Below are 24,596 nucleotides of genomic sequence, written 5' to 3'. Positions count from 1 at the left end.
ATAAGCGTAGATTCAGGCCGTGAACGGTGATTTCATCACTTTGAAATGGGCCCACTTCGTTAAAGCTTTCGCCCTTTGCATTCACGTGCCCATGCAACACCGTCCATGCCCGCCATTGTGAACATCGTCCCGACAACGGTTATTTGAACTTGGTTAGTGTAAAATCCGACAGCGCAGATAGCCAAGCCAAGGGGCACCAAGGTTTTGCCGAATAGCTCAGTTTCTATGCCAAAAGTTTTCGGAGGATAGCCTTGAGTGCTCACCAAGACGCGGCCCAGAAATAGCCACAATAGTGACATTGGCAAGTAGTACCCGAGAGCCGAAAAAAATGGCCCCGTGATTTTGGGATCCCCAAGATAAAACATGCCTATAGAAATCAAAATCAATGAAAAATACCAAGATAGCCGTGTTGAGTATCTGCGCATGTATTCTCCTTGGTTCTGCATTAATCGCCATCTTCCCCTGGCGGTGGAGGAAGGGTGCTGTTCATATATGATGTGCAGCCGTACGACGCTAACTTGCCTGTGAGAAGACCAATAGCCGGGTTACCCGTCAAGGTGCCGGCTGTGATCGCAAAGCCCGTTCCGATAAGAGTACAAGCCATGTAGGTGCCACTATTCCAGGTGTAAGTTGGCACACCCGGGATGGATACGAAGATCGACGTGGACTGGTTTCCCTCCAAGCGTGTAGTCACTGTCGACCCCGCGGGCAGATTATACGTAATGGTTTCCGCTCCAGATACCAGCTCGATTTCATGCATCGTTAAAGGACGCATCTAGTATTTCTCCATAATGAAGTTAGATTTTAGAGGCCACATCCACGGGAAATTTATGGATTAGCGATGCCTCTTAGTTCGGATTTTGATAAATCAATTGGGTCAAGCCTGTTCGCAAGTGCTCCCATTTCGTTGTTGAATTCCTGAAAAGCTTCTGGCTTCACAATAGCTTCTTGTACGGCGTTAGAAAATTGCTGCAATTCTTCGAGGCGAATATAATCTTTAATGGCTGAACGCCGTGCCAGAGGATTGTCAACCAAGTATTTGTTTGCGATCCAAGTCAAATAGTCGAATAACGTGCCCGTGTAAGCCCCTGCTGCAATATGAAAGGTCTCGCACCCGGGTATCGGAAGCGCTTCGTGCCACCAGCCACGCGGAATGTAGAGAATGTCGCCTGGCTCAAGCACCTGATCAAACACCGGCGTTGCCGGGCAGTCAGCCTTGAACGCTCGACTTTTTTGGTGTTCCAGCGGAAGCTCAAAAGTTGGCTCATAAACCAACCATCGTTTCTTTCCGAGTAGTTGCATTGCAAAGACGTCGTGCGTGTCCCAGTGTTTTCCGAACGTGCCGTTGCCACCAAAGGCTACGTATCCATTCGCGGCAACTTTTAGGCCCAACTGGGTCGCGAGAACCTGGCACAGTGTCGCAATCGCCATATCTTTATGGTCGAGCCGATTGACGACTAAGGTCGCGCCTGCGGCGAGGTAATCCTCCACTTTTCCGCGCGAAAGCTGAGTGCGGACTTCCCGTATGTCTTGGTACTTCGACGTGTATAGGTGGTCCGGAAGCAATCCATCCTTAAATAGCCGGATAGCAGTGAGATCGCTTTCACGAAAAACCACTTCACTTATTGCTGGCCACGTGACCGCGTGCTTCTGAATCGCACCTTTCACGAACAAGAATTTTCTTTCGAAATAGTCTTGATAGAACTCTTTCCGTGAGACGCCAAGGTCAATCAGTGGATAATGTGATACTTGTGACATTCGGATGCACGCCATTTACATTGAGTGTTGGGCGAGTGTCCTTTAGGTTCTTCCTGCTGTCAATGCAAACAAGAAGCAATCGCATTTACAAATTTCAATCGCCGATTAAGACGAATTCAATATGTGAAAACGCGATTACTTTTTTCATTTAATGAATCGACGTTTCCCGAATTCGGTCAGGGAAATGACCTTTTGTTTTGATTGATATCAATGTCGTCGCGGAATATCTGGCTGGACCACTGTTCGCTGTTGTGCGTGGAGAGACCTTCGGCACGACGTTTGATCCCGAGTAGTGACGTGACATATAGCAAGAGACCCTTGTAGGGAGGGGCATTCTTTCGACTGCCAAATGTGCGCTTTATCAACGGCGCTGGGCCGAGCCAGACAGGCAACTTGCTTGCGCCTGGCCGTGGGCGCGCACCGGCCTGTGCCGACTAACATATGAACGGCACTGCCGCCGCGCGTCAGCAGTCTATCGGTGTAGGTCCAAGGAGGTATGCGGTCATTGGATATCAGCCCAGAACTCCTAGACGCATCCGATCATTTCCCCTCTCAGGTTGTTTTTTGCTCTCGGCATCAGGCTGATGTGGCCTTGGCGTTCAGTGTCCGGGCGCCACCACATGCAATGTTCCGTTGGCGTTGACATCCCGTGCCGTAATCTCCCACCACGACGGCAACATGTCCTGCACCTCCGCGCGCGCGTACCGGTCATCGATCAGCCACACCACGCCGCGGTCCTGACGGGTGCGGATCACGCGGCCGGCTGCCTGGATGACTTTGCGCAGGCCCGGATACAGGTACGCGTAGTCATAGCCATAGCCCTGGCCGAAGGCCGCTTCCATCCGCTCGCGCAGTTGTTCGTTGACCGGGTTCACCTGCGGCAGGCCCAGCGTGGCCACGAATGCGCCAATCAGCCGGTCGCCGGGAAGATCGACGCCTTCCGAGAACACGCCGCCCAGCACCGCGAAGCCAATGCCCTGACCGCCGGGCGCAAACGCCTCCAGGAATGCCGCCTGCCCGGCCTCGGTCATGCCGCGAGCCTGCGACCAGCTCGGGATATCGGGATGATGCTCGGCCAGCATGGCGGCGGCCTGCCGGAGGTAGTCATGGCTGCTGAAGAACGCCAGGTAGTTGCCGGGGCGTTTAGCGAACTGGTCGGCCATCAGCGCGACGATGGCCGGGAGCGAACGCTGCCGGTGGCTATAGCGCGTAGAGATATGGCGCGCGACATGCACGTCGAGCTGCTCCGCCTGGAATGGCGATGGCACTTCGACCCACACCGCACTGCCCGGCACGCCGAGCAGGTTGCGATAGTAATCGGCCGGCTGCAGCGTGGCCGAGAACAGCGTGGTCGAATGCGCGCCCGCGAATCGCGGGGCGAGGTACGGCGCGGGCAGCAGGTTGCGCACGCACAGCGCGGCATCCATGCCGCCACGCTGGCGCGGCGTGCGCGTGATATCGAACAGCGAATGCTTGCCGCCGTACTCGGTCATCTGTTCGGACAGCCGCAGGAAATGCATTGCATCGAAATAGAAGCGCTCCAGTGCGGCATCGTACCGCTGCGGCTGCGCGCTCATGTCGTCGATGATGGCAGTGCATAGCTGAGCCAGTGCCTCGATGAACGCGGCGGGCTCTTCATCGCGCGTTTCGTAGGCGGCCTCGCTGGATTTGGCGAGTGCGCTCCATTGCCGGTGGACCCGGTTCATCTCGCGCTTCAGCGTGCCCGGCGCCGACAACCGCACGCCGCGGAAGACGGCATGGTCGAGCGTGACCGTGTACATGGCGCGGCCGCGTTCGACCAGGTTGTGCGCCTCGTCCACCAGCACGCTGACGCGCCATTCGTTCATCGCGGCCAGCGCATACAGCATCGCGCTGCGATCGAAGTAGTAGTTGTAGTCGGCCACCACCAGGTCGCTCCAGCGGATCATCTCCTGCGCGAGGTAATACGGGCAGACCTCGTGCGCGCGGGCGATCTCCCGCACGCTTTGGCCGTCGAGCAGCACCGCATGGCTGGCAGCGTCGCGCGCGGCGGGCAGGCGATCGTAGAAGCCCTTCGCCAGCGGGCAAGAATCTCCATGGCACGCCAGGTCGGGATGCTCGCACGCCTTGTCGCGCGCCATCAGTTCCAGCACACGCAGCGGCGCATCGCCAGGCTGGCGCCGCAATTGCGCGGTGGCTTGCAGCGCCACGGCGCGGCCCGTCGAGCGCGCGGACAGGAAGAAGATCTTGTCGAGGCGCTGCGTGGGCATGGCCTTCAGCGCCGGAAACACGGTGCCAATCGATTTGCCGATGCCGGTCGGTGCCTGTGCCAGCAGCGTGCGCGCGCTGGCGTTGGCCTTGTACACCGATTCGGCCAGCAGCCGCTGCCCGTCGCGGAACGTGCCATGAGGAAAGGCCAGTGCCTGCAGCCCGGCATCGCGATCGCTGCGATGGGCGATTTCCCGTTCGGCCCATTGCATGAAGCGGCGGCAGCTGTCCTCGAAAAACGCGCGCAGCGTCGCGGCGTCGCAGCGCTCTTTCAGCACGCGCTCGCGCTGGCTCAGGATGTCGAAATACACCAGTGCCACGTCGATCTGCGCAAGGTTGCGCGACTCGCACAGCAGCCAGCCGTAGACCTTCGCCTGCGCCCAGTGCAAGGCCTGGTGGTTCTGCGGAATCTCGATCTTGTCACCGCGCACGGTCTTGATTTCCTCGACGCGGTTGGCCACGGGGTCGTAGCCATCGGCGCGCCCGCGCACGCGCAGGCCTTCGAACTGGCCCGACAGCGTGACTTCGGACTCATAGCCGGACCCGCGACGGCTGGTAACGACGCCATGACCCGCCACGCCTTCCTGCCCGGTAGGCGAAGGCGTAAAGCGCAGGTCGAGGTCCCCCGCCTTGGCCGTGAATTCGCACAGCGTGCGGACAGCGACGGTATAGCGGGGCGGATCGGTTGGTGTGGCGGGCAAGGCGCGGGACGGCGAGGATTGCGGGGCTGTATGAATATACAGTGATCCAGCGCCTTCGGAAATATGCAATCCGCGTGTTCCCGACTAGCGACGCGGAATCCTCCATCGGCCGCTGCGAAACCACCAATTTAGTGATTTACCCTATGAACACTACATACAAATCATGTACTTACGTAGATTGTAATTAAAGATTACGTATCTTATACTCCGCCCGGTTGCGCGACACCTTAATCAAAACGCCTCAATCGAAGGACACAAGGACAAGGAGACAACCGTCATGCAATCCACGAGCCCCGCCACGACGATGGCGATTCCGCGCAGCAGCGTGCGCTGGAAAATCTTCCTGATGATGCTGCTGCTGGTGGCCATCAACTACATCGACCGTGCCTCGCTGTCGGTGGCCATGCCGCTGATCGCGAAGGAGTTCGACCTGAGCCCCGCCATGCAGGGGCTGATCCTCAGTTCCTTCTTCTGGACCTACGCCTTCATGCAGGTGCCGGGGGGCATGCTGGCGGACAAGTACAAGCCGCGCATCGTGATTGCCTGCGCCACCGTGTTCTGGGGCTTCTTCCAGGCCATCGCGGCGGCCTGCACCAACGCCACCTCGCTGATGCTGACCCGGCTCGGGCTGGGCGCCGCCGAAGCGCCGATCTACCCGGCCGGCGGCAAGCTCAATGCCATCTGGATGACGAAGAACGAACGGGGCCGCGGCGCCACGCTGCTGGACGGCGGCGCCCCGCTGGGCGCGGCACTCGGCTCGCTCATCATCGCCGGGCTGATCAGCGAACTGGGATCGTGGCGCCTGTCGTTCGTCGTAGCGGGCGTGGGCACGGTACTCGCCGGCTTCGTGGCGTGGTGGTACATCCGCAATTCGCCGCGCGAACACAGCGGCGTCAATGAACAGGAAGCCCGTCATATCGAGGACGCGCTTGCACTGGAGCACAGCGAGGAGCCGGCCAACCTGAGCGGCCGTTCGCTGGACTTCTTCAAGTACCGCTCGGTCTGGTGCATGGCGATCAGCTGGATGTGCTTCAACGCCGTGTTTTATGGCCTGCTGACCTGGATGCCGACCTACCTGAGCAAGGCCCGCGGCTTCGACCTGAAGACCATGGGCGGCGCGAGCTTCATCATCTTCTTCGCGGGCTTTATCGGCGAACTGATCGGCGGCTGGATCGCGGACAAGTGGAAGGAAGCCGGCGGACGTCCCAACGTCGTCATGCGCACGCTGTTCGGCATTGCCGCCGTGGTCGCCACGGTGTCGATCTTCTCGGTGGCCTATGTCACCGACCCGGTGCTCGTGGTCGTGCTGCTGTCCTCGACTCTGTTCTTCCTGCGCTGGTGCGGCCTGTTCTGGTCGGTGCCGTCGATGCTGGGCACGCGCAACAAGGTGGGCTTCCTCGGCGGCGTGATGAACCTGGGCGGCAATATCGCCGGCATCAGCGTGCCGATCATCGTCGGCCTGATCGTGCAGGCCACGGGCTCGTACTTCCTGGCGCTGATGTTCTTTGCCGCCTGCGGTGTCGGCCTGCTGTTCGCATCCACCAGCATCGACTACGAGAAAAAGATTCCGGTCTGACGGCAACACGGCAGGACAGCAGGAACCGGAACACAGTAATTCCCGCATGAACAACAAGGAGGCGCCGCCCGTCGCGGACGGCGCTTGTCAGCGCATTGGCAAAACCCCCAAACAAGGAAGACATGAAGCTCAAACTAATCGCCATTTCGGCTGGTCTGCTCGCATCGGCTGGCGCTTATGCCCAATCCAGCGTGACGCTTTACGGCGTGGTTGACGTCGGTATCGAATACCTGAACAGCGTCCCGAATGCGGCCAAGAACAGTTCCAGCCTGGTGGCCATGCAATCGGGCAACCAGTCGGGTTCGCGCTGGGGCCTTCGCGGCGTAGAGGATCTGGGCGGCGGGCTGAAGGGCATCTATACGCTGGAGAGCGGTTTCAATATGGATGACGGCAAGATGGCCCAGGGCGGCCGGCTGTTTGGCCGCGCCGCATATGTCGGCTTGCAAAGCCGCTGGGGCCAACTGACCCTGGGACGCCACACGTCGCCGTTCTGGGATTTCTCTGGAGCATTCGATCCGATGGGCAACGCAGGGCGCTTCGCCATCGGCGCACAAGACCCGTTCATGCTTGGCCAGCGCGCGGACAACTCGGCCAAGTATGTCGGCAACTTCGGTGGCCTGACGGTGACCGGCCTGTACAGCTTCAACTACAACAACGCGGAGGTTCCGGGCAACTTCACCAACGGCCGGGAGTATTCGGTGTTGGCAACTTACACCACTGGCCCGTTGTCGGTCGGTGTCGTGTACGACCAGACCAACCAGTCGTCCGCCGCCGCGCTGTCCAGCAACCAGCTGATCCGTCGCGCGGCGATTGCCGGCAACTATGCATTTGGCCCGGCCAAGCTCTATGCCGGCTACCGTTATGCGCGCTCGTTCAACGGCGCTTCGCTGCCGGGGACTGCCGGTGCGGCGAATACCTATGCAAACCTTGCGTGGGCTGGCCTGGGGTATCAGCTGACGCCGACCTTCTCGCTGACCGGCGCGGCGTATTACCAGAACCTCGCCAACGCGCACGTCGGCAACCCGTGGCAATTCGTTGCGACGGCCGACTATCTCCTGTCGAAGCGCACCGACGTGTACGCGACCATGGCTTACGCGGTGAACAGCAATCCGCGTTCGGGGCTGGGCGTGAACGGGTTCAACGATGTGCTGGGCGCATCGTCAAGCGAACAGGTGGTGCCTGGCAAGAACCAGTTCGGCGCCGTAGTTGGCGTTCGCCACAAGTTCTGAGCGATCGGCAGATTGCGCAATGAGCCCGGTTCTTCCCGGCTTTTTTTGCGCCAACGCCGATCCGCATGATCCTTAGCGCTCCTTATCTTCGTATGCTCTCATCCATTCGCTCAAAGATTCAGGCCATCTCCACTGGCATCGTCGTGACGGCCCTGGCACTGACGGCTGGCGTGACGTATGTCATCGTCCGCAACAGCAATCTCGAAACGATTCAGCAGAATCTCGACGCCATCGCGACCGGCCATGGCCTGGCGCTCGATGAGTGGGTGGCGGCCAAGGCCACGATGGTGAGCGCCGCGGCCGAACAGATTGCCCCGGGCGATCCGCAAGGCATCGTCCGCCAGTTGCAGAAGGCCGGCGCATTCCCGATTACCACGGCGGGCTGGAAGGACAAGTCCTTCGTAGCCAGCAAGGATCGCATGCCGGAAGGCTTCGATCCGACCGCGCGTCCCTGGTACAAGGAAACCGTGGCGGCGGCGAAGCAGATTGTCTCCGCGCCCTACGCCGATGCCGCGAGCGGCAAGCCCTTTGTCTCGTTTGCAGCGCCGATCGTGCGTAGCGGTGCATTGGACGGCGTGGTGTCGGCGGTCGTGTCGCTGGATGGCGTTCGCGCCGTCGTTGCCGCGGTGCATCCGACTCCGGAGAGCCTGGGCTTTGTGGTGGACAAGGACGGCACTATCCTGGCGCACCCGCAGGACAAGTACATCCGCAAGCCGGCGCTTGAGTTGTCGCCGGCGCTGACGCCGCAGACGCTGGCGTCGCTGGCGACGGAGACCACGCCGCTAGAGGTCGAACTGGATGGCACGGCCAAGCTGCTGCGCGCCAAGCCGATTCATGGCACCAGCTGGCAACTGGTGGTGGCGCTGGACAAGGCCGAGGCCACGGCAGCCCTGGACAGCGTGGTCAAGGCCTCGGCCATCGCCATCGTGCTGTTGGCGGCCGTCGCAGCGGTGCTGAGCGGCGTGCTCACCGCGCGGGCATTCAGCCGGCTATCGGGCGTTCGGGATGCGATGAACGAGATCGGATCGGGTGATGGCGATTTGACGCAACGGCTCCCTGCTGCGGGCCGTGACGAGGTGACGCAGATTGCGGTCTCTTTCAATACCTTTGTCGAGAAGCTCGGAGGCGTGTTGTTGCGGATTCGCCATGGCAGCGAGTCCGTGAAGATTGCGACCCGGGAGATCGAAGCCGGCAATCAGGACCTGTCGCGCCGGACCGAAATGGCAGCCAGCAATCTGGAGGAGACGGTCGCTTCGCTGTCCGAGCTGACGGGTTCCGTGAGGCGATCCGCTGAGGCGACGGTGCAGGCCACGCGTCTTGCCTCATCCGCGAGCGAGGCCGCTGCGCGGGGCGGTACGGTGGTGTCCGATGTGGTGGCGACCATGGCGGACATCGCGCAGTCTTCCGCGAAGATCGTAGAGATTATTGGGGTTATCGATGGCATCGCGTTCCAGACCAATATCCTGGCGCTGAATGCGTCGGTGGAAGCGGCGCGCGCCGGTGAGCATGGGAAGGGCTTTGCGGTGGTGGCGAATGAAGTGCGTGGGCTTTCTCATCGCTGCGCGACGGCTGCGAAAGAGATCAAGGCGTTGATCGAGGCTTCCGATCTCAGCGTTCAGTCGGGCGCGCAACGCGTGCAGGCGGCGGGGGAGGCGATGAAGGAAATCGACGATGGCATTCGTCGCGTTACTTCGCTGATCGGGGAGATCAGCGCGTCAATGGGGGAACAGGCCACGGGGATCAGCCAGATCAACCAGGCTGTGGAGGAGATGGAGCAGGCGACGCAGCAGAACGCGGCGTTGGTGGAGCAGGCTACAGCGGCGTCATCGCTGTTGAATGAGCAGGCTCATACGTTGGCGGAGGCGGTGGGTGAGTTTAGGCTTGGGCCGGCGTAGCCGGCACTGGCTCTTACTAACCGCACATCGGTCGGACGCCACGGCTGCGCTGCGCGCACGGTGAAGACCAAAGGGGAATGACAGAGGGGGAAGGGAAGCACGAGCATTTGCGCCGTTGATGTCGTCCCGCCAACCGACTACTGAGCCGCGCAGCAGCCGAAGGCGATGATGCGACAACGCGGACATTGTCGGGCCACGGACAGTTTCGGGGCTCGTTCAATCATTGTGTGAGAGCCTGCATTCGCACGCGCTCCACGCGGCAGGCAGCCGGGCAGACTATGAAGTTCATACCCGTACGAAATTCTTCGCACACTATGATCAATATTCGCCCGTTAGGGTAAGCGACGCGTTTCTTTGCCTACTTTCTTGTCGCTCGGACAAGAAAGTAGGTCGCCGGCTACGCCGGCGAAACAGCAGCGCCTGCCAAGAACGAGAACACGGTCGATGCCAGAGAGTCCCCGCCGGCTACGCCGGCGAAACAGCAGCGCCTGCCAAGAACGAGAACACGGTCGATGCCAGAGAGTCCCCGCCGGCTACGCCGGCGAAACAGCAGCGCCTGCCAAGAACGAGAACACGGTCGATGCCAGAGAGCCGCCGCCGGCTACGCCGGCGAAACAGCGGCGCCAGCCAAGAGCGACACCCCAGTCATTGCCAGCGAGGCCCGCAAAGGTTTCTTACTTCGCCGTAGGCATCGCAAACTCCGCCCCCCGCGTCGTATCATCCGGCCACCGCTGCATGACACTCTTCTGCCGCGTATAAAACCGCACGCCTTCCTCCCCATACGCGTGCATGTCGCCGAACAGCGAGCGCTTCCAGCCGCCAAAGCCGTGCCAGGCCATCGGCACCGGGATCGGCACGTTGATGCCGACCATTCCGACCTCGATCCGGCGCGCGAATTCGCGCGCGACCTGGCCATCACGCGTATAGCAAGCCACGCCGTTGCCAAACTCATGGTCATTAACCAGCTTCACCGCCTGCGCAAAATCGTCCACGCGCACGCATGACAGCACCGGGCCGAAGATCTCCTCCTTGTAGATGCGCATGTCAGGCGTGACGTTGTCGAACAGCGTGCCACCGGTAAAGAAGCCTTGCTCGTGCCCCGGCACCTTGTAGTTGCGGCCATCGACCACCAGCTTCGCGCCTTCTTCCACACCCAGCGCAATGTAGTTCTCGATGCGTTCGAGCGCCTGCCCAGTGACGACCGGTCCCATCTCGGCCGCCGCATCCATGCCGTTGCGGATCACCAGCTCCCGCGCACGGGCTTCCAGCTTCGGCAGGATCTTGTCGGCCACGTCGCCAACCAGCACCGCGACCGAGATCGCCATGCAACGCTCGCCGGCAGAGCCGTAGGCCGCACCGATAAGCCCATCCACGGCCTGATCGATATCGGCGTCTGGCATCACCACCATGTGGTTCTTGGCGCCGCCCAGCGCCTGCACGCGCTTGCCCAGCCGCGCGCCGGTCTCGTAGATGTAGTTGGCGATCGGCGTGGAGCCGACGAAGCTCACTGCCTTGACATCGGCGTGGTGGAGCAACGCGTCAACCACCGTCTTGTCGCCCTGCACGACGTTGAACACGCCATCGGGCAGGCCCGCCTGCTTGAGCAGCGCGGCCATGAACAGCGATGCCGAAGGATCGCGCTCGCTCGGCTTCAGGATGAAGCAGTTGCCGGCCGCGATCGCCACCGGGAACATCCAGCACGGCACCATGCAAGGGAAGTTGAACGGCGTGATGCCGGCCACCACGCCCAACGGCTGGCGCAGCGTCCAGTTGTCCATGCCGGTCGAGACCTGGTCGGTGAAATCGCCCTTGAGCAGCTGCGGAATGCCGCAGGCGAACTCGATGATGTCGATGCCGCGGCTGACTTCGCCGGCGGCGTCGCTCAATACCTTGCCGTGCTCGGCCGTGATGATGGCGGCCAGCTCGTCCTTGTGCTGGTTCATCAGTTCCAGGAACTTCAGCATGACGCGGGCGCGGCGGATCGGCAGCGTGTCGGCCCACTTGGGGAATGCCGCCAGCGAGCTGGCGACCGCGGCGTCGACGTCCTCGACCGTGCCGAGCCGGACTTGCCGCGCCACCGCACCAGTAGCCGGATTGAACACGGCCTGCGAGCGCGTGCCCGAACCCGCGAAGCGTTCGCCGGAAACAAAGTGGATCACGTCTGCGGAGTCGTTGTAAGGCGCGGTCATGGAATCTCCTGTGCGGTCTGGCGAGCCGGCAAGGCCGCCGTGTCTGGGAACGAGGCGAGTGTAGGAAAGCACGCGAGTCGCGGCTAGCCACCCGCGGGCGAATTCACTGTTCAGGATTTTTAGATACTGGCATGCTATAGGCACGAACTATAGGCACTTATAAGTGATGTGAAAGGAGTCTCCATATGACAAAAGCCAACGTAGAGGAACTCTGGGAGCACCTGCACTGGCTGGTCGTACTCCAGCAGCAGGGTAGCTTCAGCAAGGCCGCCGCGCGGCTCGGCGTCAGCAAGGCGTCGATGAGCCAGCACATCGCCGACCTCGAAAAGGCAGCCGGCATCATGCTCGTGCAGCGCACCACGCGCAGCGCCACGCTGACGGATGCCGGCCGGCAACTGGTCGATTCGATGCGCGGCGCCTTCGAGCAGATCGCCACGGGCTACGCCAATGTCCGTGACCTGGCCGGCGCCCCGCGCGGCTTCTTGCGCGTCACCGCGCCGGTAGCGTTTTCCAGGCAGCAACTGGTGCCGCTGCTGCCCGAATTTCTGCGCCGCTATCCGCAGATCCAGGTCGAGCTGGACATGTCCGACCGCCTGCGCCCGCTCGCGCAGGAAGGCTTCGACATTGCTGTACGGCACACCTCCACGCCCCCCGAAACCCATGTCGCCTGGACGCTGGCCGCCACGCGCACGGTGCTGGTGGCCAGCCGTTCGTATCTCAGGGCCCGAAGCGCGCCCGAATCGCCGCAGGCACTGGCCGATCACGCCTGCCTGCACTACCCCCGCCGGCAAGGCACCGCCACATGGACCTTCGTGCCGGAATCGCCGGACGCGGGCGCGGGGCATGCCGATCCGGTCACGGTCCCCGTCGCCGGTCCGCTCGCCGTCAACAACAGCGAGGCGTTGCGGGATGCCGCCATTGAAGGCCTCGGCATCGCGCTGCTGCCGGACTTCAGCGCGCAGTCAGCGCTGGAAAGTGGAAGGCTGGTCGAACTGCTGCCGCAGTGGCGCGCGACCGGTGCATTCGGCGACTGGCTCTATGCCATCCGGCCGTACTCAGCACACGCGTCGCGGGTTTCACAGGTGCTGGTCGAGTACCTGAGGGAGTCGTTCTCGCAGGGGTTTGCGTTCCGCCCACCCGCACAGGTCTGAGGTCGATCGCAATGAGATGTTCAAAGATCACATTGCGGTCTTAACTTCAAAAAATATCAACTTATATCCAATTGATTCAGGAATTTCGATTACTTAAACTTTATTCAACCCAACCACGGAAGACCACGGCCGGAACAGAACGGTCGGGTACGGAGACAAATGCTCGGTTCGGAACTCGTCATTCGGGCGCTCGCACGCCGCGGTGTCAGCACGCTCTTCAGCCTGTCCGGCAACCAGATCATGCCGCTCTACGACGCGTGCATCGATGCCGGCATCCGCATCGTCCACGTCCGCCATGAAGCCGCAGCGGTATTCATGGCCGATGCGTGGTCGCAGGTCACGGGCGAACTCGGCGTGGCGCTGCTGACGGCCGCGCCGGGTATCGCCAACGGTATTGCGCCACTGTTCTCCGCGTCGCAGGCCGAAAGCGCCGTGCTGGTGCTGTCGGGCGACTCGTCCGTGGCCGAAGACGGCATGGGTGCGTTCCAGGAACTGGACCAGGCGGCCATGACCGCGCCACTGACCAAATGGTCCAAGCGCGTGACCGATGCCCGCTCGCTCGTCTCCACGCTGGACACCGCCGCGTCGACGGCAATGGCTGATCGTCGCGGCCCGGTTCACCTGGCACTCCCGTTTGACCTGATGACGCGCGAATCCGGCCTCGATGCGCTGCCACCGCAGATGCCCGATGCAAAACCGGTGGAGCCGGCCGCGAGCACCATCGAGACCATCGCGCAGTTGCTGGGCCAGGCACGCCGGCCGCTGATTCTTGCGGGACCCACGCTGTGCCGGGACCGCAATCGCCGGGCGCTGCCGGCACATAGCCAGGCCTTGAACGCGCCGATCGTGCCGATGGAAAGCCCGCGCGGATTGCGTGATCCGTCACTGGGCGCGATTGCCGAGGTCGTCGCGGAATCCGACCTGATCGTCCTGCTCGGCAAGCGCCTCGACTTCACGGTCGGATTTGGCCGCGAGAACGTCTTTGGCAAGACGGCGCGGGTCGTGGCGATCGATCCCGACGTGGACATGCTGCGCCGCGCGGAAAGGCTGCTCGGCGACCGCCTTGCCGCGCGCTGCGTGGCGGATGTGTCCGTCGCACTTGAGCGGCTGGAGCAAGCATCGCGAGCGCCCGGGCAGGATCGCCTTGCGTGGATGGAGCGTGTTGACGCCGCGCGGCGGGAACGCGGGCAGGCGCCGGCCGGATCGAAACCGGATATCCATCCACGCGCCTTGTGCGAAACCGTCAATCAATTCCTCAACGGTGTACCCGAACCCATCCTCGTCTGCGATGGCGGCGAGTTCGGCCAGTGGGCGCAGGCGTTCTGCACCGCGCCGACGCGGATCATCAACGGCGTGTCGGGCGCGATCGGCGGCGGCATCTGCTACGCCATTGCCGCGAAGATCGCCCGGCCCGAGGCCACGGTCGTCCTGCTGATGGGCGATGGCACCGCCGGCTTCCATCTTTCCGAATTCGACACCGCGGTACGCGAACAGGCCGGCGTCATTGCCGTGATCGGCAACGACCTGCGCTGGAACGCGGAACACGTGATCCAGCAACGCACCTACGGCGAAGACCGGCTGATCGGCTGCGGGCTGAGCGCCGCGGCACGCTACGACGCGGCAGTAGCCGGACTGGGCGGATTTGGTGCCTTCGTAGAACGCATCGATGCGCTGGCGCCTGCGCTGCAGGCAGCGCTCGGCAGCGGCAAGCCCGCCTGCATCAACGTCCGCATGGAAGGCGAGCCGGCGCCGGTATTCGCGCGCAACCAGGCCGGCGCATCGGCGCATTGAACGACACGAAGGGGGAGACAGTGATGGAGGCGACCAAGGCCGCGCAGCGCATGCTCACGGTACGCATTGCACGCGGCACCGAAGCGGGCAGTTTCACCACCTACGAGGTGCCATGGCGTGAAAACCAGACCGTGCTGGATGTGGTCACCGAGGTGCAGCGCCGCCTCGATCCGACGCTGTCCTACCGCTTCGCGTGCCGCGTGGGCGTGTGCGGCTCCTGCGCGATGACCGTCAACGGCCGTCCGCGCTGGACCTGCCGCACGCACGTGAGCCGCGTGGAAGAGGACGGCGTGATCGTGATCGAGCCGCTGCGCAATATGCCGCGCATCAAGGATCTCGTGGTCGATATGTCGGAGTTCTTCGACAAGTGGAAGAAGGCCGGCAATACCTTCGTCGGCACGGCCACGCGCGACGATCCGCCGGCCGCCGTCTCGCCGGCCAGCCGCAAGCGCAAGATGGCCGACGCCGCGATCGAATGCATCAACTGCGGGGTCTGCTATGCGGCCTGCGACGTGGTGTCGTGGGACAAGGAATACCTCGGCCCGGCCGCGCTGAATCGCGCCTGGACGCTGTTCAACGACGAACGGCACGCCGACCCCAAGGACGTGCTGCGCAAGGCCACCTCCGGCAGCGGCTGCAATGCCTGTCATACGCAGGGCAACTGCATGACGCACTGCCCGGTCAGCCTGAGCCCGACGGGCAGCATCGCGGGCCTGAAGAAGAACGCGCTGCTGCAGTTCCTGAAGGGAGGCTGATCATGGAGCAGCGTCTCTTTGCCCTGCAGCGTCTCACGGCCATGATCATGGCGCCGTTCGTGCTGGTGCACCTGGGCGTCATCCTCTATGCGGTGCGCGGCGGCCTGACGGCGGCAGAGATCCTCTCGCGCACGCAGGGCAGCTGGATCTGGATTCCGTTCTATTCGCTGTTCGTGCTCAGCGTCGCGGTCCATGTGCCGATCGGCCTGCGCAACATCCTGATCGAATGGGCGCGGCTGAGCCGCAGCGGCGCATCGGTGGCGTGCCTGCTGTTCGGCCTGCTGCTGCTTGCCATGGGACTGCGCGCGGTGGCGGCAGTAGGAGGGTTCTGGTCATGAAGTCGCCACGCAATCATCGCGCGTACTGGGCGTTCCTGGGCCATCGGCTTTCGGGGCTCGCGCTCGGCCTCTTTCTTCCCGCGCATTTCTATGTGCTCGGCCTTGCGCTGGACCAGCGTGCCCGTATGGACGCCTTCCTGAAGTTCGCCGACATGGGCGCGGTGAAGTTCGGGGAGTGGGGGCTGGTGCTGCTGCTGTCCATTCATATGTGCTTCGGCCTGCGGCTGCTGGCGCTGGAACTGTTGCCGTGGAGTTCCACGCGCGACGCACGGCTGTCGTGGATCGGCTGGGGCGGCGCGCTGTCGCTGCTGGTCGGCGTGGTCTTTGCCCTGGGGGTAATCTGAATGCAAATCGAGAACCACAAGACGGACATTTTGATCCTCGGCACCGGCGGCGCCGGCCTGTTCGCAGCGCTGCACGCCAAGAAAGCCAACCCTGCGCTGAAGGTCTCGGTGGCGGTCAAGGGCCTGCTCGGCAAATGCGGCTGTACGCGCATGGTGCAGGGCGGCTACAACGTGGCACTGTCCTCCGGCGATTCGGTCGAACGCCATTTCATGGACACGATCGAGGGCGGCAAGTGGCTGCCGCGGCAGGACCTGGCCTGGCGTCTCGTCGAAGGCGCGGTCGAGCGCGTGCGCGAACTTGAAAACGAAATCGGCTGCTTCTTCGACCGCAACCCCGACGGCACGCTGCACCAGAAAGCATTCGCGGGCCAGAGCTTTGACCGCACCGTGCACAAGGCCGACCTTACCGGCATCGAGATCATCAACCGGCTGATGGAGCAGGTGCGCGCGCTCGATGTGGAAGAGCTGGAGGAGCACCGCGCGATCGAGCTGATTCCTGCCGCGGACGGTTCCGGCATCGCGGGCGTGCTGTTCATCGACATGCGTCGCGGCACCTATCGCTTCGTGCAGGCCAAGGCTGTTCTGCTGGCCACCGGTGCCGGTCCGACGATGTATCGCTATCACACGCCGTCGGGCGACAAGACCTGCGATGGCCTGGCCATGGCGATGCGCTATGGCCTGAGCCTGCGCGACATGGAGATGGTGCAGTTCCATCCGACCGGCCTGCTCGGCGGCCCCGATACGCGCATGACGGGCACGGTGCTGGAAGAAGGCCTGCGCGGCGCGGGCGGCTGGCTGCTCAACGGCGACGGCGACCGCTTCATGACCAACTACGACGCACGCGGCGAACGCGCCACGCGCGACGTGGTCAGCCGCGGCATCTACGCCGAGATGCGCGCCGGCCGGACCGGACCGATGGGCGGCGTCTACATACAGATGAGCCATCTCGGGCCGGAGAAGGTGGCAAAGACCTTCCCGGGCATGGTCAACCGCTGCAGCGACTGCGGCTTCGATCTTGCGGGCGGCAGGGTTGAGGTGGTGCCTACCGCTCACTACCTGATGGGCGGTGTCGAATTCAATGTGGATTGCAGCACCGCGTCGCCGGGACTGTTCGCCGCTGGCGAGGACTGCGGCGGCGTCCACGGCGCGAACCGTCTCGGCGGCAACGGCGTGGCGAACTCGACGGTCTTCGGCGGCATCGCGGGCGACGCCATGGCGGCTTATGTCCCGGGCGTGAAGCAATGGAAGGAGCCGGACCGCCGCGTGATCGCCGATGGCATCGCGCGCGCCGAGTATCCGTTCTCGAAGCCGGCGGGCGCAATCCACGAACTGCGCGACGCGCTCGCGCAGACGATGTGGGACGACGTTGGCGTGCTGCGCCATGAGGCGGCGATGCAGCGTGGGCTCGAATCGGTCGCGTCGCACCAGCGTGCGTTGATGGCCATTGGCGTGCCCGACGGCGACCGGCGCTACAACGTGACCTGGCACGACTGGCTGAACCTGCAAAGCCTGGTGGACATGTCGCGCGTGATCACGGTCTCCGCGCTGGCACGCGAGAACAGCCGCGGCGCGCATTTCCGCGAAGACTTCCCCGAGGCGGGCGACCTGCACGGCAGCCGCTACACCCGCGTGAGCGCCGATGGTGACGATCTCCGCCTGGAGATGGTCCCCGTCAAGTTCGATATTGTCCGGCCCGGCACGTCGCTGATCACTGGCGAGGCAGGCCAACCCCCGAAAGTTGCCGCATAAAGGACCGCTACGATGACCATTTCCATCGATCGGATCGAGGAAGCCGCGTTCGAGATCATGAAACGCGCCGCGATCGAGATCCCCAAGGACTACAAGCAAGGCATCCAGGCCCTGCAGAAGACCGAGACCGGCAAGCTGCCGCGCTTCGTCATCCACGCGATGCAGGACAACTGGGAAGCCGCCGACGAGGACCGCCGCCCGATGTGCGCGGACACCGGGCTGCCGCGCTACTACGTGAAGGTCGGCAACGAAGCAGCGGTCCAGCGCGGCTTTGTCGCGGTCGAGCGGGCGCTGCGCAAGGCGACCGCCGACGCGACGCTGGCCGTGCCGCTGCGCCCGAACCGCGTGCATCCGCTCTGGCGCACCGACAACAACAACAACGTCGGCATCAACGCGCCGGAGATCGAATGGTCGTTCGAGCCGGATGCCGACTGGGTCGAGATCACCACCGTGCACAAGGGCGGCCTGTTCGGCACCGACTACCGCATGCTGTTCCCCGGTGACGGCATCGACGGCATCAAGCGCTTCGTGCTCGATACGCTGATCGCGTTCGGCAAGCGCGGCCTGGCGTGTCAGCCGGCCATCGTGGGCATCGGGCTGGGCGGCTCCAAGGACACCTGCATGCAGCTCGGCAAGCAGGCGGCCTGCCTGCGCGTGGTCGGTGACCGCAACCCCGACCCGAAGATCGCCGAGCTGGAGTTGGAACTGATGAAGCTCGGCAACTCGATTGGCATGGGAGCCATGGGGTTTGTCGGCTCGTCGATGGTGGTCGATTGCCACATCGAGGTCGGCCATACCCACACGGGCGGCATGCCCATCAGCCTGCATACGTTCTGCCTGTCGTCGCGGCGCGCCACGGCACGCATCCACGCGGGCGGCGAGATCGAATACCGCACCGACCCGCAGTGGTTCACCCCTTACCTGCGCAGGGAGACAGTCGAATGGTAAGCCCGCAAGACGATGACCTGAAGGTCTTCCATATCAACCTGCCTGCCACCACGGAAGACATTGCCCGCCTGGAACTGGGCGCCGCGGTCTACCTGAACGGCGTGATCTACACCGCGCGAGAGGGTGTCTACAAGAAGGTGCTCGACGAGGGACTTGAGCCACCGGTCGAGCTGCGTGGCCTCAGCAACGTCAACTTCCACTGCTCGCCGGCTGCCGCGCCCGATGGCCATGGCGGCTACAACGTGGGCGCGGTGACCGCCACCGCCAGCTTCCGCTTCTCGAAGTGGATTCCGAAATGGATGGAACAGACTGGCTGCCGCATCTTCATCGGCAAGGGCGGGATGCCCGCCGACGACTACAAGCGCGTGCTCGCGCCCGGCGGCGCGGTCTACCTGACGACGGTCGGATACGGCACGGGCGCGCTGCTGGGCCGCGGCATCAAGCGCGTGCGCGATGTGTTCTGGCTGGACGAGCTTGGCATCGCGCAGGCGATGTGGATGTTCGAGGTCGAGAACTTCGGCCCGTTCATCGTCGAGAGCGACCTGGACGGCAACTCGCTCTTTGCGCAGCACGCCGAGATCATCAACGCCGGCATCGAGAAGCTCTACGCCGGGCTCAAGCCGCCCGCGCTGCATCGCTACGGCGAGACCGACGACCGCAAGAATGAAGTGATGTAGCTCCAGCACTCCCACATACAGGCACTGGCAAGGAACGGACATGATCATCGATTTCCGACTGCGGCCGCCACTAGGCGGCTTCCTGAACACCCTGATGTACTCGGCCGGCGAACGCCGCGACGGCTTCACGCGCACGGTCGGCTTCGAGCCGTCACCGGCCGCGCAGCAGCAGTCGATGGGCCTGCTGATGCAGGAGATGGATGCGGCCGGCGTCGACCAGGGCGTTGTCGTCGGGCGCCTTGCCGGCACGCTGGGCAGCGTATCGAACGACGACGTGGCGCGCATCGTGCGCGACTACCCCGGGCGGTTCATCGGCGCGGCGTCCATCGATCCGACCGATCGCGTGTTGGCATGCAAAACCATTTCGAATGCCGTCGCGGGCGGCTTCAAGGCCATCAACATCGAGCCGGGCTCGTACCCGATACCAATGTACGCAGACGATCGCCGCCTGTACCCGATCTACGGGCACTGCGAAGACTTCGACGTGCCGGTGATCCTGATGGTGGGCGGCACTGCGGGCCCGGACCTGAGCTACTCGGACCCGATACGCACGGACCGCGTGCTTACCGATTTCCCGAGGCTCAAGGTCGTGGTGGTGCATGGCGGCTGGCCGTGGGTCACGGAGATTCTCCACATCGCGTTTCGCCGGCCGAACCTGTACCTGTCGCCGGATATGTATTTCTCCAGGATGCCGGGCTGGGAAGAGTATGTGAAGGCGGCCGATACCTTCCTGGCCGACCGGATGCTGTACGCCAGCTCGTTCCCGTTCTGCCCGGTGCGCGACTACAAGCAGTGGTTCGAAACACTGCCGATCCGTGCGGAGAACATGGAGAAGGTCATGGGCGGCAACGCGCGCCGCCTGCTTGGGATTTAGGGCACGTGGCGTGCGTCCGTGCGGCACAATGACGGCGCACCGAACCCCCTGATATCGAGTCGAATATGGACGTCAAGACGCTCTACACCCTGGTCGCCATCGCGGATCGCGGCAGCTTCGCCGAAGCGGGCAATGCGATCGGCCTGTCGCTGTCCGCCGTGAGCATGCAGATGCGCGCGCTGGAGGAAGAACTGGGCATGACCATCTTCGACCGCAGCCGCAGGCCGCCGATCCTCACGGATGCCGGGCTCGCCTTCACCAACCGTGCGCGCGACCTGCTGACCCACTGGGAAAGCATGAGCGCGGCGCTCAAGCGCGAAGCGGCGGGCGGCGTGCTCAAGCTCGGCTCGGTGCACACCTGCGTGTCCGGCCTGCTGCCGCTCGCGCTGAAACGGCTGCAGCAGCAGGGGCATCGCCTTGACATCCACCTGACCACGGGGCTGACGCACGACCTGGAGCGCGCCGTGCAACGGCGCCAGCTCGATGTCGCGGTAGTGACCGAGCCCGAAGTGCCGCGCCTGGACCTGGAGTTCACGCCGTTCTTCAATGAGGAGTTTGTCGTCATCACGCATGTCACCACGCGTGGCGACTCGGACAAGGGCGTGCTCGAAACGACGCCGTATGTGCGCTTCAATCGCACGGCGCGCGTGGGATTCCTGGTCCAGGAAGAAATGGTGCGCCGGCAGATTGCGGTGCGGTCGACCATGGAGATCGACACGCTGGAAGGTGTCATCTGCATGGTTGCGAACGGTCTTGGCTCCTCGGTGGTGCCCGCGCGCGGCGTGGAGAATGAATTCCCGGCGTCGATCCGTACCATCCCGTTCGGATCGCCGCCGCTGATGCGCCGCCTCGGCATCCTGGTGCCGCGCGACAACCCGCGCGCGCACCTGTCGCGGCTGCTGCTCGATGCGCTGACGGCCGTCACCGAGCCGGCCAGCGCGCCCGATGACACCCGGCCCCGCCTGGTGCGCAAGCGTTAGCGATGGCGACGGTGCGCTTTTCCGCTGGGACAGCGATGACGGCTGTGCTGCATCGAAGCGGATAGTCGAAGAGGAACGTCAGGTCAGATCGATAGCCTGCATTTGATTTAAATGCAGGATGGATTTTTGTTTTTGAAAATTAAATTTAATCAACCAGTTTAACTGGTGATACTCACAAAAAGATTCGGTTTTTGTTTAAGGAAACTATTTATTAGCCTCGATTGAACACAATGCGTTGCACACGATAGCCGCGACGGACAGCGGCACCACAAAGGAGACAGCGATGACACGACTTGGCATTGGAAGCGCACTCAGGCATTGGCAGGGACACGCACGGCAATGGCTGCATCGCTTGCGCGCGAATCCCATTTTCGAGGAACTGCGTGGCGGCGCGGACGCCAGGCGTCACGCGGGTTCAACGGCGGTAGCCATGTTCGCCTTTGCCATCGCACCGCTGTACATGACGCCGGCACATGCGGAGGAATGGCCGAACAAGCCGGTCCGCCTGGTCGTGCCGTTTGCATCGGGCGGCGCCACCGACCTGCTTGCACGTGCGCTGGCGCTGGAGTTGGGCAAGCAATGGAAGCAGCCCGTGGTGGTGGACAACCGTCCCGGCGCCGGCGGTGCCGTCGGCGCGGAAGTCGTCGCCAAGTCGGCAGCCGACGGCTACACGCTGCTGCTGGCTTCGGGCAGCATGTTCACGGTGAATCCGTACATCTACCACAAGCTGCCGTATTCCACGCAGAGCTTCGAGATGATCAGCAAGGTGGCCAGCGGCCCGATGGTCGTTACCGTCAACACCAAGGTCCCGGCCAAGACCGTGGCGGAACTCATCAGCTATGCGAAGGCCAATCCCGGCAAGCTTACCTTTGGCTCGGCGGGCAACGGCAGCCAGGTCCATATCGCGAGCGAGGCATTTGCCGAGGCCGCCGGCATGGAGGTCGTGCACGTGCCGTACAAGGGGGATGGCCCGGCCTATGCGGACCTGATGGCCGGCGTGATCGACATGACCGTGGGCAATATCAATGGCATCTCGCCGCTGCTCAAGGGGAACCGCCTGCGCGCGCTGGCCGTGACGGGCAGGGAGCGCTCGCCGCTGCTGCCCGACGTGCCGACGGTGGCCGAAGCCGGACTGCCGGGCTTCAGCTTCTATGGCTGGTTCGCGCTGATGGCGCCCGCGGGCACCTCGAAAGACCTGACCGCAAAGATGTATGCCGATCTCGAACGTGCGGTGTCGGAGCCCAGCATGCAGCGCTACCTTGCCGCACAAGGCATGACCAAGACACTGTCGCCGAATGGCCGCCTGGTCGAGGAGATCGCGCAGGAATCGGGCCGCTGGAAGGTGCTGGTGGCAAGGCGGAAGATCTCGGCCAACTGAGCGTGGCGGTCCGATTCAGAGCGTAACCACAGTTGGCTGGCTGGTGGCGCCTGAGCCGCCGCCGTCCGGAAACGGAGACAAGCGTCATGGATCCAATGTTTCGCAGGCTCATGCGGTTTGCCATGCCTGGCATGGCAATGGCCAGTGTTGTCACGGCGCTGCCTGCCTCTGCGCAGACCACGCAACAGTACCCCAGCCGGCCGGTCACGATCGTCGTGCCGTTCAGCGCAGGCGGTGATGCGGACCAGTCCGCGCGCAACCTGTCGGTCACGGCCTCCACCATGCTCGGGCAACCGGTCGTGGTGATGAACCGGCCCGGCGCCAACGGCGCCATCGGCTCGCAGGTGGCGAAGGACGCGGCGCCGGATGGCTATACGCTGCTGCTGGCCAGGGTTGGCTCGCAGGTGCTGCTTCCCGCGATCCAGGATTCGGGGCTTCAGTACAAGTGGAACGACTTCACGTTTATCGGCCTGCTTGAACTGAACCCGGTGGTCTGCGTCGTACATCCGGAATCGAAGTACAAGACCATCGCGGATCTTGCAGCCGAACTGCAGGCGCATCCCGGCAAGCTGAACTACAGCGCATCGGGCCCGGCCACCGTGCTGAACCTTGCGCCGCAGTTGCTGCTGCAAAGCCTGAATCTCAAGCCGGCAGATGCGGTCAGCGTGAACTACAAGGGCGGCAGCGAGGCGGCGCTCGCCGTGATCTCGAAGGAGGTCGATTTCAGCTGCCCCAACCTCAGCTCCGTGTCGGGCCAGCTGTCGGGCGGCAAGCTGCGCGCGCTGGTGACCACCACGCCGGAGCGGCTCAAGCAGCTTCCGGATGTGCCGACCGTGCGCGAGGCTGGCTTCCCGAAGCTGGAAGCGGTGATTGGCTGGAGCGCGCTGTACGGCCCGCCGAAGCTGTCGCCGGACATCGTCAGGAAGTGGGCCGGCGTACTGAAGGCGGCGGCGGGCGATGCTCGCTGGATCTCCGCCAACGCGACATATGGCGGCATACCGCGCGTCCTGACGCCCGAAGAGACCACCAGGTATGTTTCGGAGAGCTTTGCGACGTACCAGTCGCTGGCCCGCAGCGTAGGTATCAAGGTGCAATAGCGTGACGACGACAACAAGAGCGGGCTGACAGCATGGGTAGCGAGCATTACGCGGTCCTGGGGGCGACCATTGCCGCCGCCTACACGGTATTCGGGCTGACCGGTTTTGGCGCGGCGATGGTGGCGGTGCCCGTGCTGGTCCAGTTCATTCCGCTGCAGTTCGTGGTGCCCATGCTGTTGCTGCTGGACCTTGTCACGACCGCCATGGTCGGCTTGCGCAATCGCAAGTCCATTGCGCGCTCCGAGCTGCTGCGGCTGGTGCCGTCCATGGTCGCCGGGGTGGCGCTTGGCACCACGGTGCTGGCCAGGGTCGAGTCGCGCTGGCTGCTGGTCGGCCTTGGCGTGTTCGTGCTGGGCATGACGGGCCGCGCGTTGCTTCGTCCTGCTGCGGCCAGCGCGCCGGCCGCAGGCACGGCATGGTCGGCGCCGGCGGGTATCGTTGGCGGTGTGTTCAGCGCGTTGTTCGGGACGGGCGGGCCGATCTACACCATGTACCTGTCCAGGCGCCTGCCGCACCTCGATGAATTCCGCGCCACGATCGCGGCGGTGATCCTGGTCAGTGCGGGCATGCGCCTGGTTGCGTTTGCCAGCAGCGGACTGCTGCAGCAGGCGGACCTGCTGCGCAGCGCGGCGTTCGCGGTGCCGTTCAGCCTGGCCGGGTTAGCGGTGGGATCCCGGCTGCGCAAGCGTTTCCCTGCCGACGTGGTGCGGCGCGTGCTGATGCTGTTCCTGGCGGCCAGCGGTGTGTCGGTGCTTTGTCAGGGGTTGATGATGTAGGGATATGAGAGGGAATTCGTTTGCTCACACCCCTCTCATCTAAAAATTATCGATTGTCAGCTTTACGGCCGACTGGCGCCTTACGACCCCGAAACCGCCAGCTCGGAAGCGGACCTTCGAATGCCCAACCTTCGAGAAACCTC

Annotated in this window: 20 protein-coding genes; 16 read left to right on the top strand and 4 right to left on the bottom strand. The window is 63.4% G+C overall.

Going from position 1 to position 24,596, the window contains the following annotated elements:
* Positions 1–59: 59 nt before the first annotated feature.
* The 3 genes from AC3FKH_RS30950 to AC3FKH_RS30940 form a co-directional block, all read right to left on the bottom strand.
* Positions 60–425 (bottom strand): hypothetical protein, encoded by a 366-nt coding sequence (locus AC3FKH_RS30950; protein ID WP_488679502.1) that lies wholly within the window; start codon positions 423–425, stop codon positions 60–62.
* Between the two features lie 403 nt (positions 426–828).
* A complete protein-coding gene (locus AC3FKH_RS30945; protein WP_488679501.1) occupies positions 829–1,758 on the bottom strand; it encodes a cupin domain-containing protein in 930 nt (309 codons plus the stop codon).
* Positions 1,759–2,357: 599 nt separating this feature from the next.
* On the bottom strand, positions 2,358–4,706 hold the full coding sequence (locus AC3FKH_RS30940; protein ID WP_488679500.1) for an ATP-dependent DNA helicase: 2,349 nt from the start codon (positions 4,704–4,706) through the stop codon (positions 2,358–2,360).
* A 277-nt stretch (positions 4,707–4,983) separates the two neighbouring features.
* Here AC3FKH_RS30940 and AC3FKH_RS30935 point away from each other — a divergent pair, with 277 nt between their 5' ends.
* The 3 genes from AC3FKH_RS30935 to AC3FKH_RS30925 all read left to right on the top strand — a co-directional run bounded on the left by AC3FKH_RS30935 (position 4,984) and on the right by AC3FKH_RS30925 (position 9,406).
* Positions 4,984–6,282 (top strand): MFS transporter, encoded by a 1,299-nt coding sequence (locus AC3FKH_RS30935; RefSeq protein ID WP_488679499.1) that lies wholly within the window; start codon positions 4,984–4,986, stop codon positions 6,280–6,282.
* Between the two features lie 122 nt (positions 6,283–6,404).
* Positions 6,405–7,511, top strand: a complete 1,107-nt coding sequence (locus AC3FKH_RS30930) for a porin (protein WP_488679498.1) — start codon at positions 6,405–6,407, stop codon at positions 7,509–7,511.
* Positions 7,512–7,603: 92 nt separating this feature from the next.
* Positions 7,604–9,406: a methyl-accepting chemotaxis protein gene (locus tag AC3FKH_RS30925; RefSeq protein ID WP_488679529.1), complete on the top strand. Its 1,803-nt coding sequence runs from the start codon at positions 7,604–7,606 to the stop codon at positions 9,404–9,406.
* Positions 9,407–10,080: 674 nt separating this feature from the next.
* Here the strand turns inward: AC3FKH_RS30925 and AC3FKH_RS30920 are convergent.
* Complete coding sequence (locus tag AC3FKH_RS30920) at positions 10,081–11,595, bottom strand: CoA-acylating methylmalonate-semialdehyde dehydrogenase (RefSeq protein WP_488679497.1); 1,515 nt, start codon at positions 11,593–11,595, stop codon at positions 10,081–10,083.
* A gap of 185 nt (positions 11,596–11,780) precedes the next feature.
* Between AC3FKH_RS30920 and AC3FKH_RS30915 the strand changes: the two genes are divergently transcribed.
* The 13 genes from AC3FKH_RS30915 to AC3FKH_RS30855 all read left to right on the top strand — a co-directional run bounded on the left by AC3FKH_RS30915 (position 11,781) and on the right by AC3FKH_RS30855 (position 24,453).
* Positions 11,781–12,746, top strand: coding sequence for a LysR family transcriptional regulator (locus AC3FKH_RS30915; RefSeq protein ID WP_488679496.1), 966 nt, complete (start codon positions 11,781–11,783; stop codon positions 12,744–12,746).
* Between the two features lie 159 nt (positions 12,747–12,905).
* On the top strand, positions 12,906–14,537 hold the full coding sequence (locus tag AC3FKH_RS30910; protein WP_488679495.1) for a thiamine pyrophosphate-binding protein: 1,632 nt from the start codon (positions 12,906–12,908) through the stop codon (positions 14,535–14,537).
* A 23-nt stretch (positions 14,538–14,560) separates the two neighbouring features.
* A complete protein-coding gene (locus AC3FKH_RS30905; protein ID WP_483712463.1) occupies positions 14,561–15,292 on the top strand; it encodes a succinate dehydrogenase/fumarate reductase iron-sulfur subunit in 732 nt (243 codons plus the stop codon).
* A 2-nt stretch (positions 15,293–15,294) separates the two neighbouring features.
* Complete coding sequence (locus tag AC3FKH_RS30900) at positions 15,295–15,630, top strand: succinate dehydrogenase (protein WP_488679494.1); 336 nt, start codon at positions 15,295–15,297, stop codon at positions 15,628–15,630.
* The gene (locus tag AC3FKH_RS30895) at positions 15,627–15,974 is read left to right on the top strand and encodes a succinate dehydrogenase/fumarate reductase transmembrane subunit (RefSeq protein ID WP_211957183.1); all 348 of its coding nucleotides are present in this window, start codon (positions 15,627–15,629) and stop codon (positions 15,972–15,974) included. Before AC3FKH_RS30900 ends, AC3FKH_RS30895 begins: the two co-directional genes overlap by 4 nt.
* A complete protein-coding gene (locus tag AC3FKH_RS30890; protein WP_483712460.1) occupies positions 15,975–17,723 on the top strand; it encodes an L-aspartate oxidase in 1,749 nt (582 codons plus the stop codon). It begins immediately after the preceding gene.
* A gap of 12 nt (positions 17,724–17,735) precedes the next feature.
* Positions 17,736–18,671 carry a fumarate hydratase gene (locus tag AC3FKH_RS30885; protein WP_488679493.1) on the top strand — a complete coding sequence of 312 codons (936 nt, stop codon included), beginning with the start codon at positions 17,736–17,738 and terminating at the stop codon, positions 18,669–18,671.
* Entirely contained in the window at positions 18,665–19,348 is a 684-nt protein-coding gene (locus AC3FKH_RS30880) for a fumarate hydratase C-terminal domain-containing protein (RefSeq protein WP_488679492.1), read from the top strand. Before AC3FKH_RS30885 ends, AC3FKH_RS30880 begins: the two co-directional genes overlap by 7 nt.
* 40 nt (positions 19,349–19,388) lie before the next feature.
* Positions 19,389–20,222, top strand: coding sequence for an amidohydrolase family protein (locus AC3FKH_RS30875; RefSeq protein WP_488679491.1), 834 nt, complete (start codon positions 19,389–19,391; stop codon positions 20,220–20,222).
* Positions 20,223–20,287: 65 nt separating this feature from the next.
* Positions 20,288–21,202 (top strand): LysR family transcriptional regulator, encoded by a 915-nt coding sequence (locus AC3FKH_RS30870; protein ID WP_483712456.1) that lies wholly within the window; start codon positions 20,288–20,290, stop codon positions 21,200–21,202.
* Between the two features lie 283 nt (positions 21,203–21,485).
* Entirely contained in the window at positions 21,486–22,580 is a 1,095-nt protein-coding gene (locus AC3FKH_RS30865; protein WP_488679490.1) for a Bug family tripartite tricarboxylate transporter substrate binding protein, read from the top strand.
* Between the two features lie 86 nt (positions 22,581–22,666).
* Positions 22,667–23,677 carry a Bug family tripartite tricarboxylate transporter substrate binding protein gene (locus tag AC3FKH_RS30860; protein WP_488679489.1) on the top strand — a complete coding sequence of 337 codons (1,011 nt, stop codon included), beginning with the start codon at positions 22,667–22,669 and terminating at the stop codon, positions 23,675–23,677.
* 32 nt (positions 23,678–23,709) lie between these two features.
* Positions 23,710–24,453 carry a sulfite exporter TauE/SafE family protein gene (locus AC3FKH_RS30855; RefSeq protein ID WP_488679488.1) on the top strand — a complete coding sequence of 248 codons (744 nt, stop codon included), beginning with the start codon at positions 23,710–23,712 and terminating at the stop codon, positions 24,451–24,453.
* Positions 24,454–24,596 lie beyond the last annotated feature (143 nt).

The sequence above is a fragment of the Cupriavidus sp. 21MJTG02-4 genome, assembly GCF_057798975.1.
The sequence above is the reverse complement of the archived record's forward strand: the minus strand, read 5'-3'. Positions and strand labels throughout refer to the sequence as shown.

Coding starts and splice junctions, on each gene's coding strand:
- AC3FKH_RS30860 (WP_488679489.1), top strand. CDS start 22,667: ATGGATCCAATGTTTCGCAGGCTCATGCGGTTTGCCATGCCTGGCATG.
- AC3FKH_RS30910 (WP_488679495.1), top strand. CDS start 12,906: ATGCTCGGTTCGGAACTCGTCATTCGGGCGCTCGCACGCCGCGGTGTC.
- AC3FKH_RS30920 (WP_488679497.1), bottom strand. CDS start 11,595: ATGACCGCGCCTTACAACGACTCCGCAGACGTGATCCACTTTGTTTCC.
- AC3FKH_RS30865 (WP_488679490.1), top strand. CDS start 21,486: ATGACACGACTTGGCATTGGAAGCGCACTCAGGCATTGGCAGGGACAC.
- AC3FKH_RS30880 (WP_488679492.1), top strand. CDS start 18,665: ATGGTAAGCCCGCAAGACGATGACCTGAAGGTCTTCCATATCAACCTG.
- AC3FKH_RS30875 (WP_488679491.1), top strand. CDS start 19,389: ATGATCATCGATTTCCGACTGCGGCCGCCACTAGGCGGCTTCCTGAAC.
- AC3FKH_RS30925 (WP_488679529.1), top strand. CDS start 7,604: ATGCTCTCATCCATTCGCTCAAAGATTCAGGCCATCTCCACTGGCATC.
- AC3FKH_RS30890 (WP_483712460.1), top strand. CDS start 15,975: ATGCAAATCGAGAACCACAAGACGGACATTTTGATCCTCGGCACCGGC.
- AC3FKH_RS30900 (WP_488679494.1), top strand. CDS start 15,295: ATGGAGCAGCGTCTCTTTGCCCTGCAGCGTCTCACGGCCATGATCATG.
- AC3FKH_RS30945 (WP_488679501.1), bottom strand. CDS start 1,758: ATGTCACAAGTATCACATTATCCACTGATTGACCTTGGCGTCTCACGG.
- AC3FKH_RS30915 (WP_488679496.1), top strand. CDS start 11,781: ATGACAAAAGCCAACGTAGAGGAACTCTGGGAGCACCTGCACTGGCTG.
- AC3FKH_RS30885 (WP_488679493.1), top strand. CDS start 17,736: ATGACCATTTCCATCGATCGGATCGAGGAAGCCGCGTTCGAGATCATG.
- AC3FKH_RS30950 (WP_488679502.1), bottom strand. CDS start 425: ATGCGCAGATACTCAACACGGCTATCTTGGTATTTTTCATTGATTTTG.
- AC3FKH_RS30870 (WP_483712456.1), top strand. CDS start 20,288: ATGGACGTCAAGACGCTCTACACCCTGGTCGCCATCGCGGATCGCGGC.
- AC3FKH_RS30935 (WP_488679499.1), top strand. CDS start 4,984: ATGCAATCCACGAGCCCCGCCACGACGATGGCGATTCCGCGCAGCAGC.
- AC3FKH_RS30895 (WP_211957183.1), top strand. CDS start 15,627: ATGAAGTCGCCACGCAATCATCGCGCGTACTGGGCGTTCCTGGGCCAT.
- AC3FKH_RS30930 (WP_488679498.1), top strand. CDS start 6,405: ATGAAGCTCAAACTAATCGCCATTTCGGCTGGTCTGCTCGCATCGGCT.
- AC3FKH_RS30855 (WP_488679488.1), top strand. CDS start 23,710: ATGGGTAGCGAGCATTACGCGGTCCTGGGGGCGACCATTGCCGCCGCC.
- AC3FKH_RS30905 (WP_483712463.1), top strand. CDS start 14,561: ATGGAGGCGACCAAGGCCGCGCAGCGCATGCTCACGGTACGCATTGCA.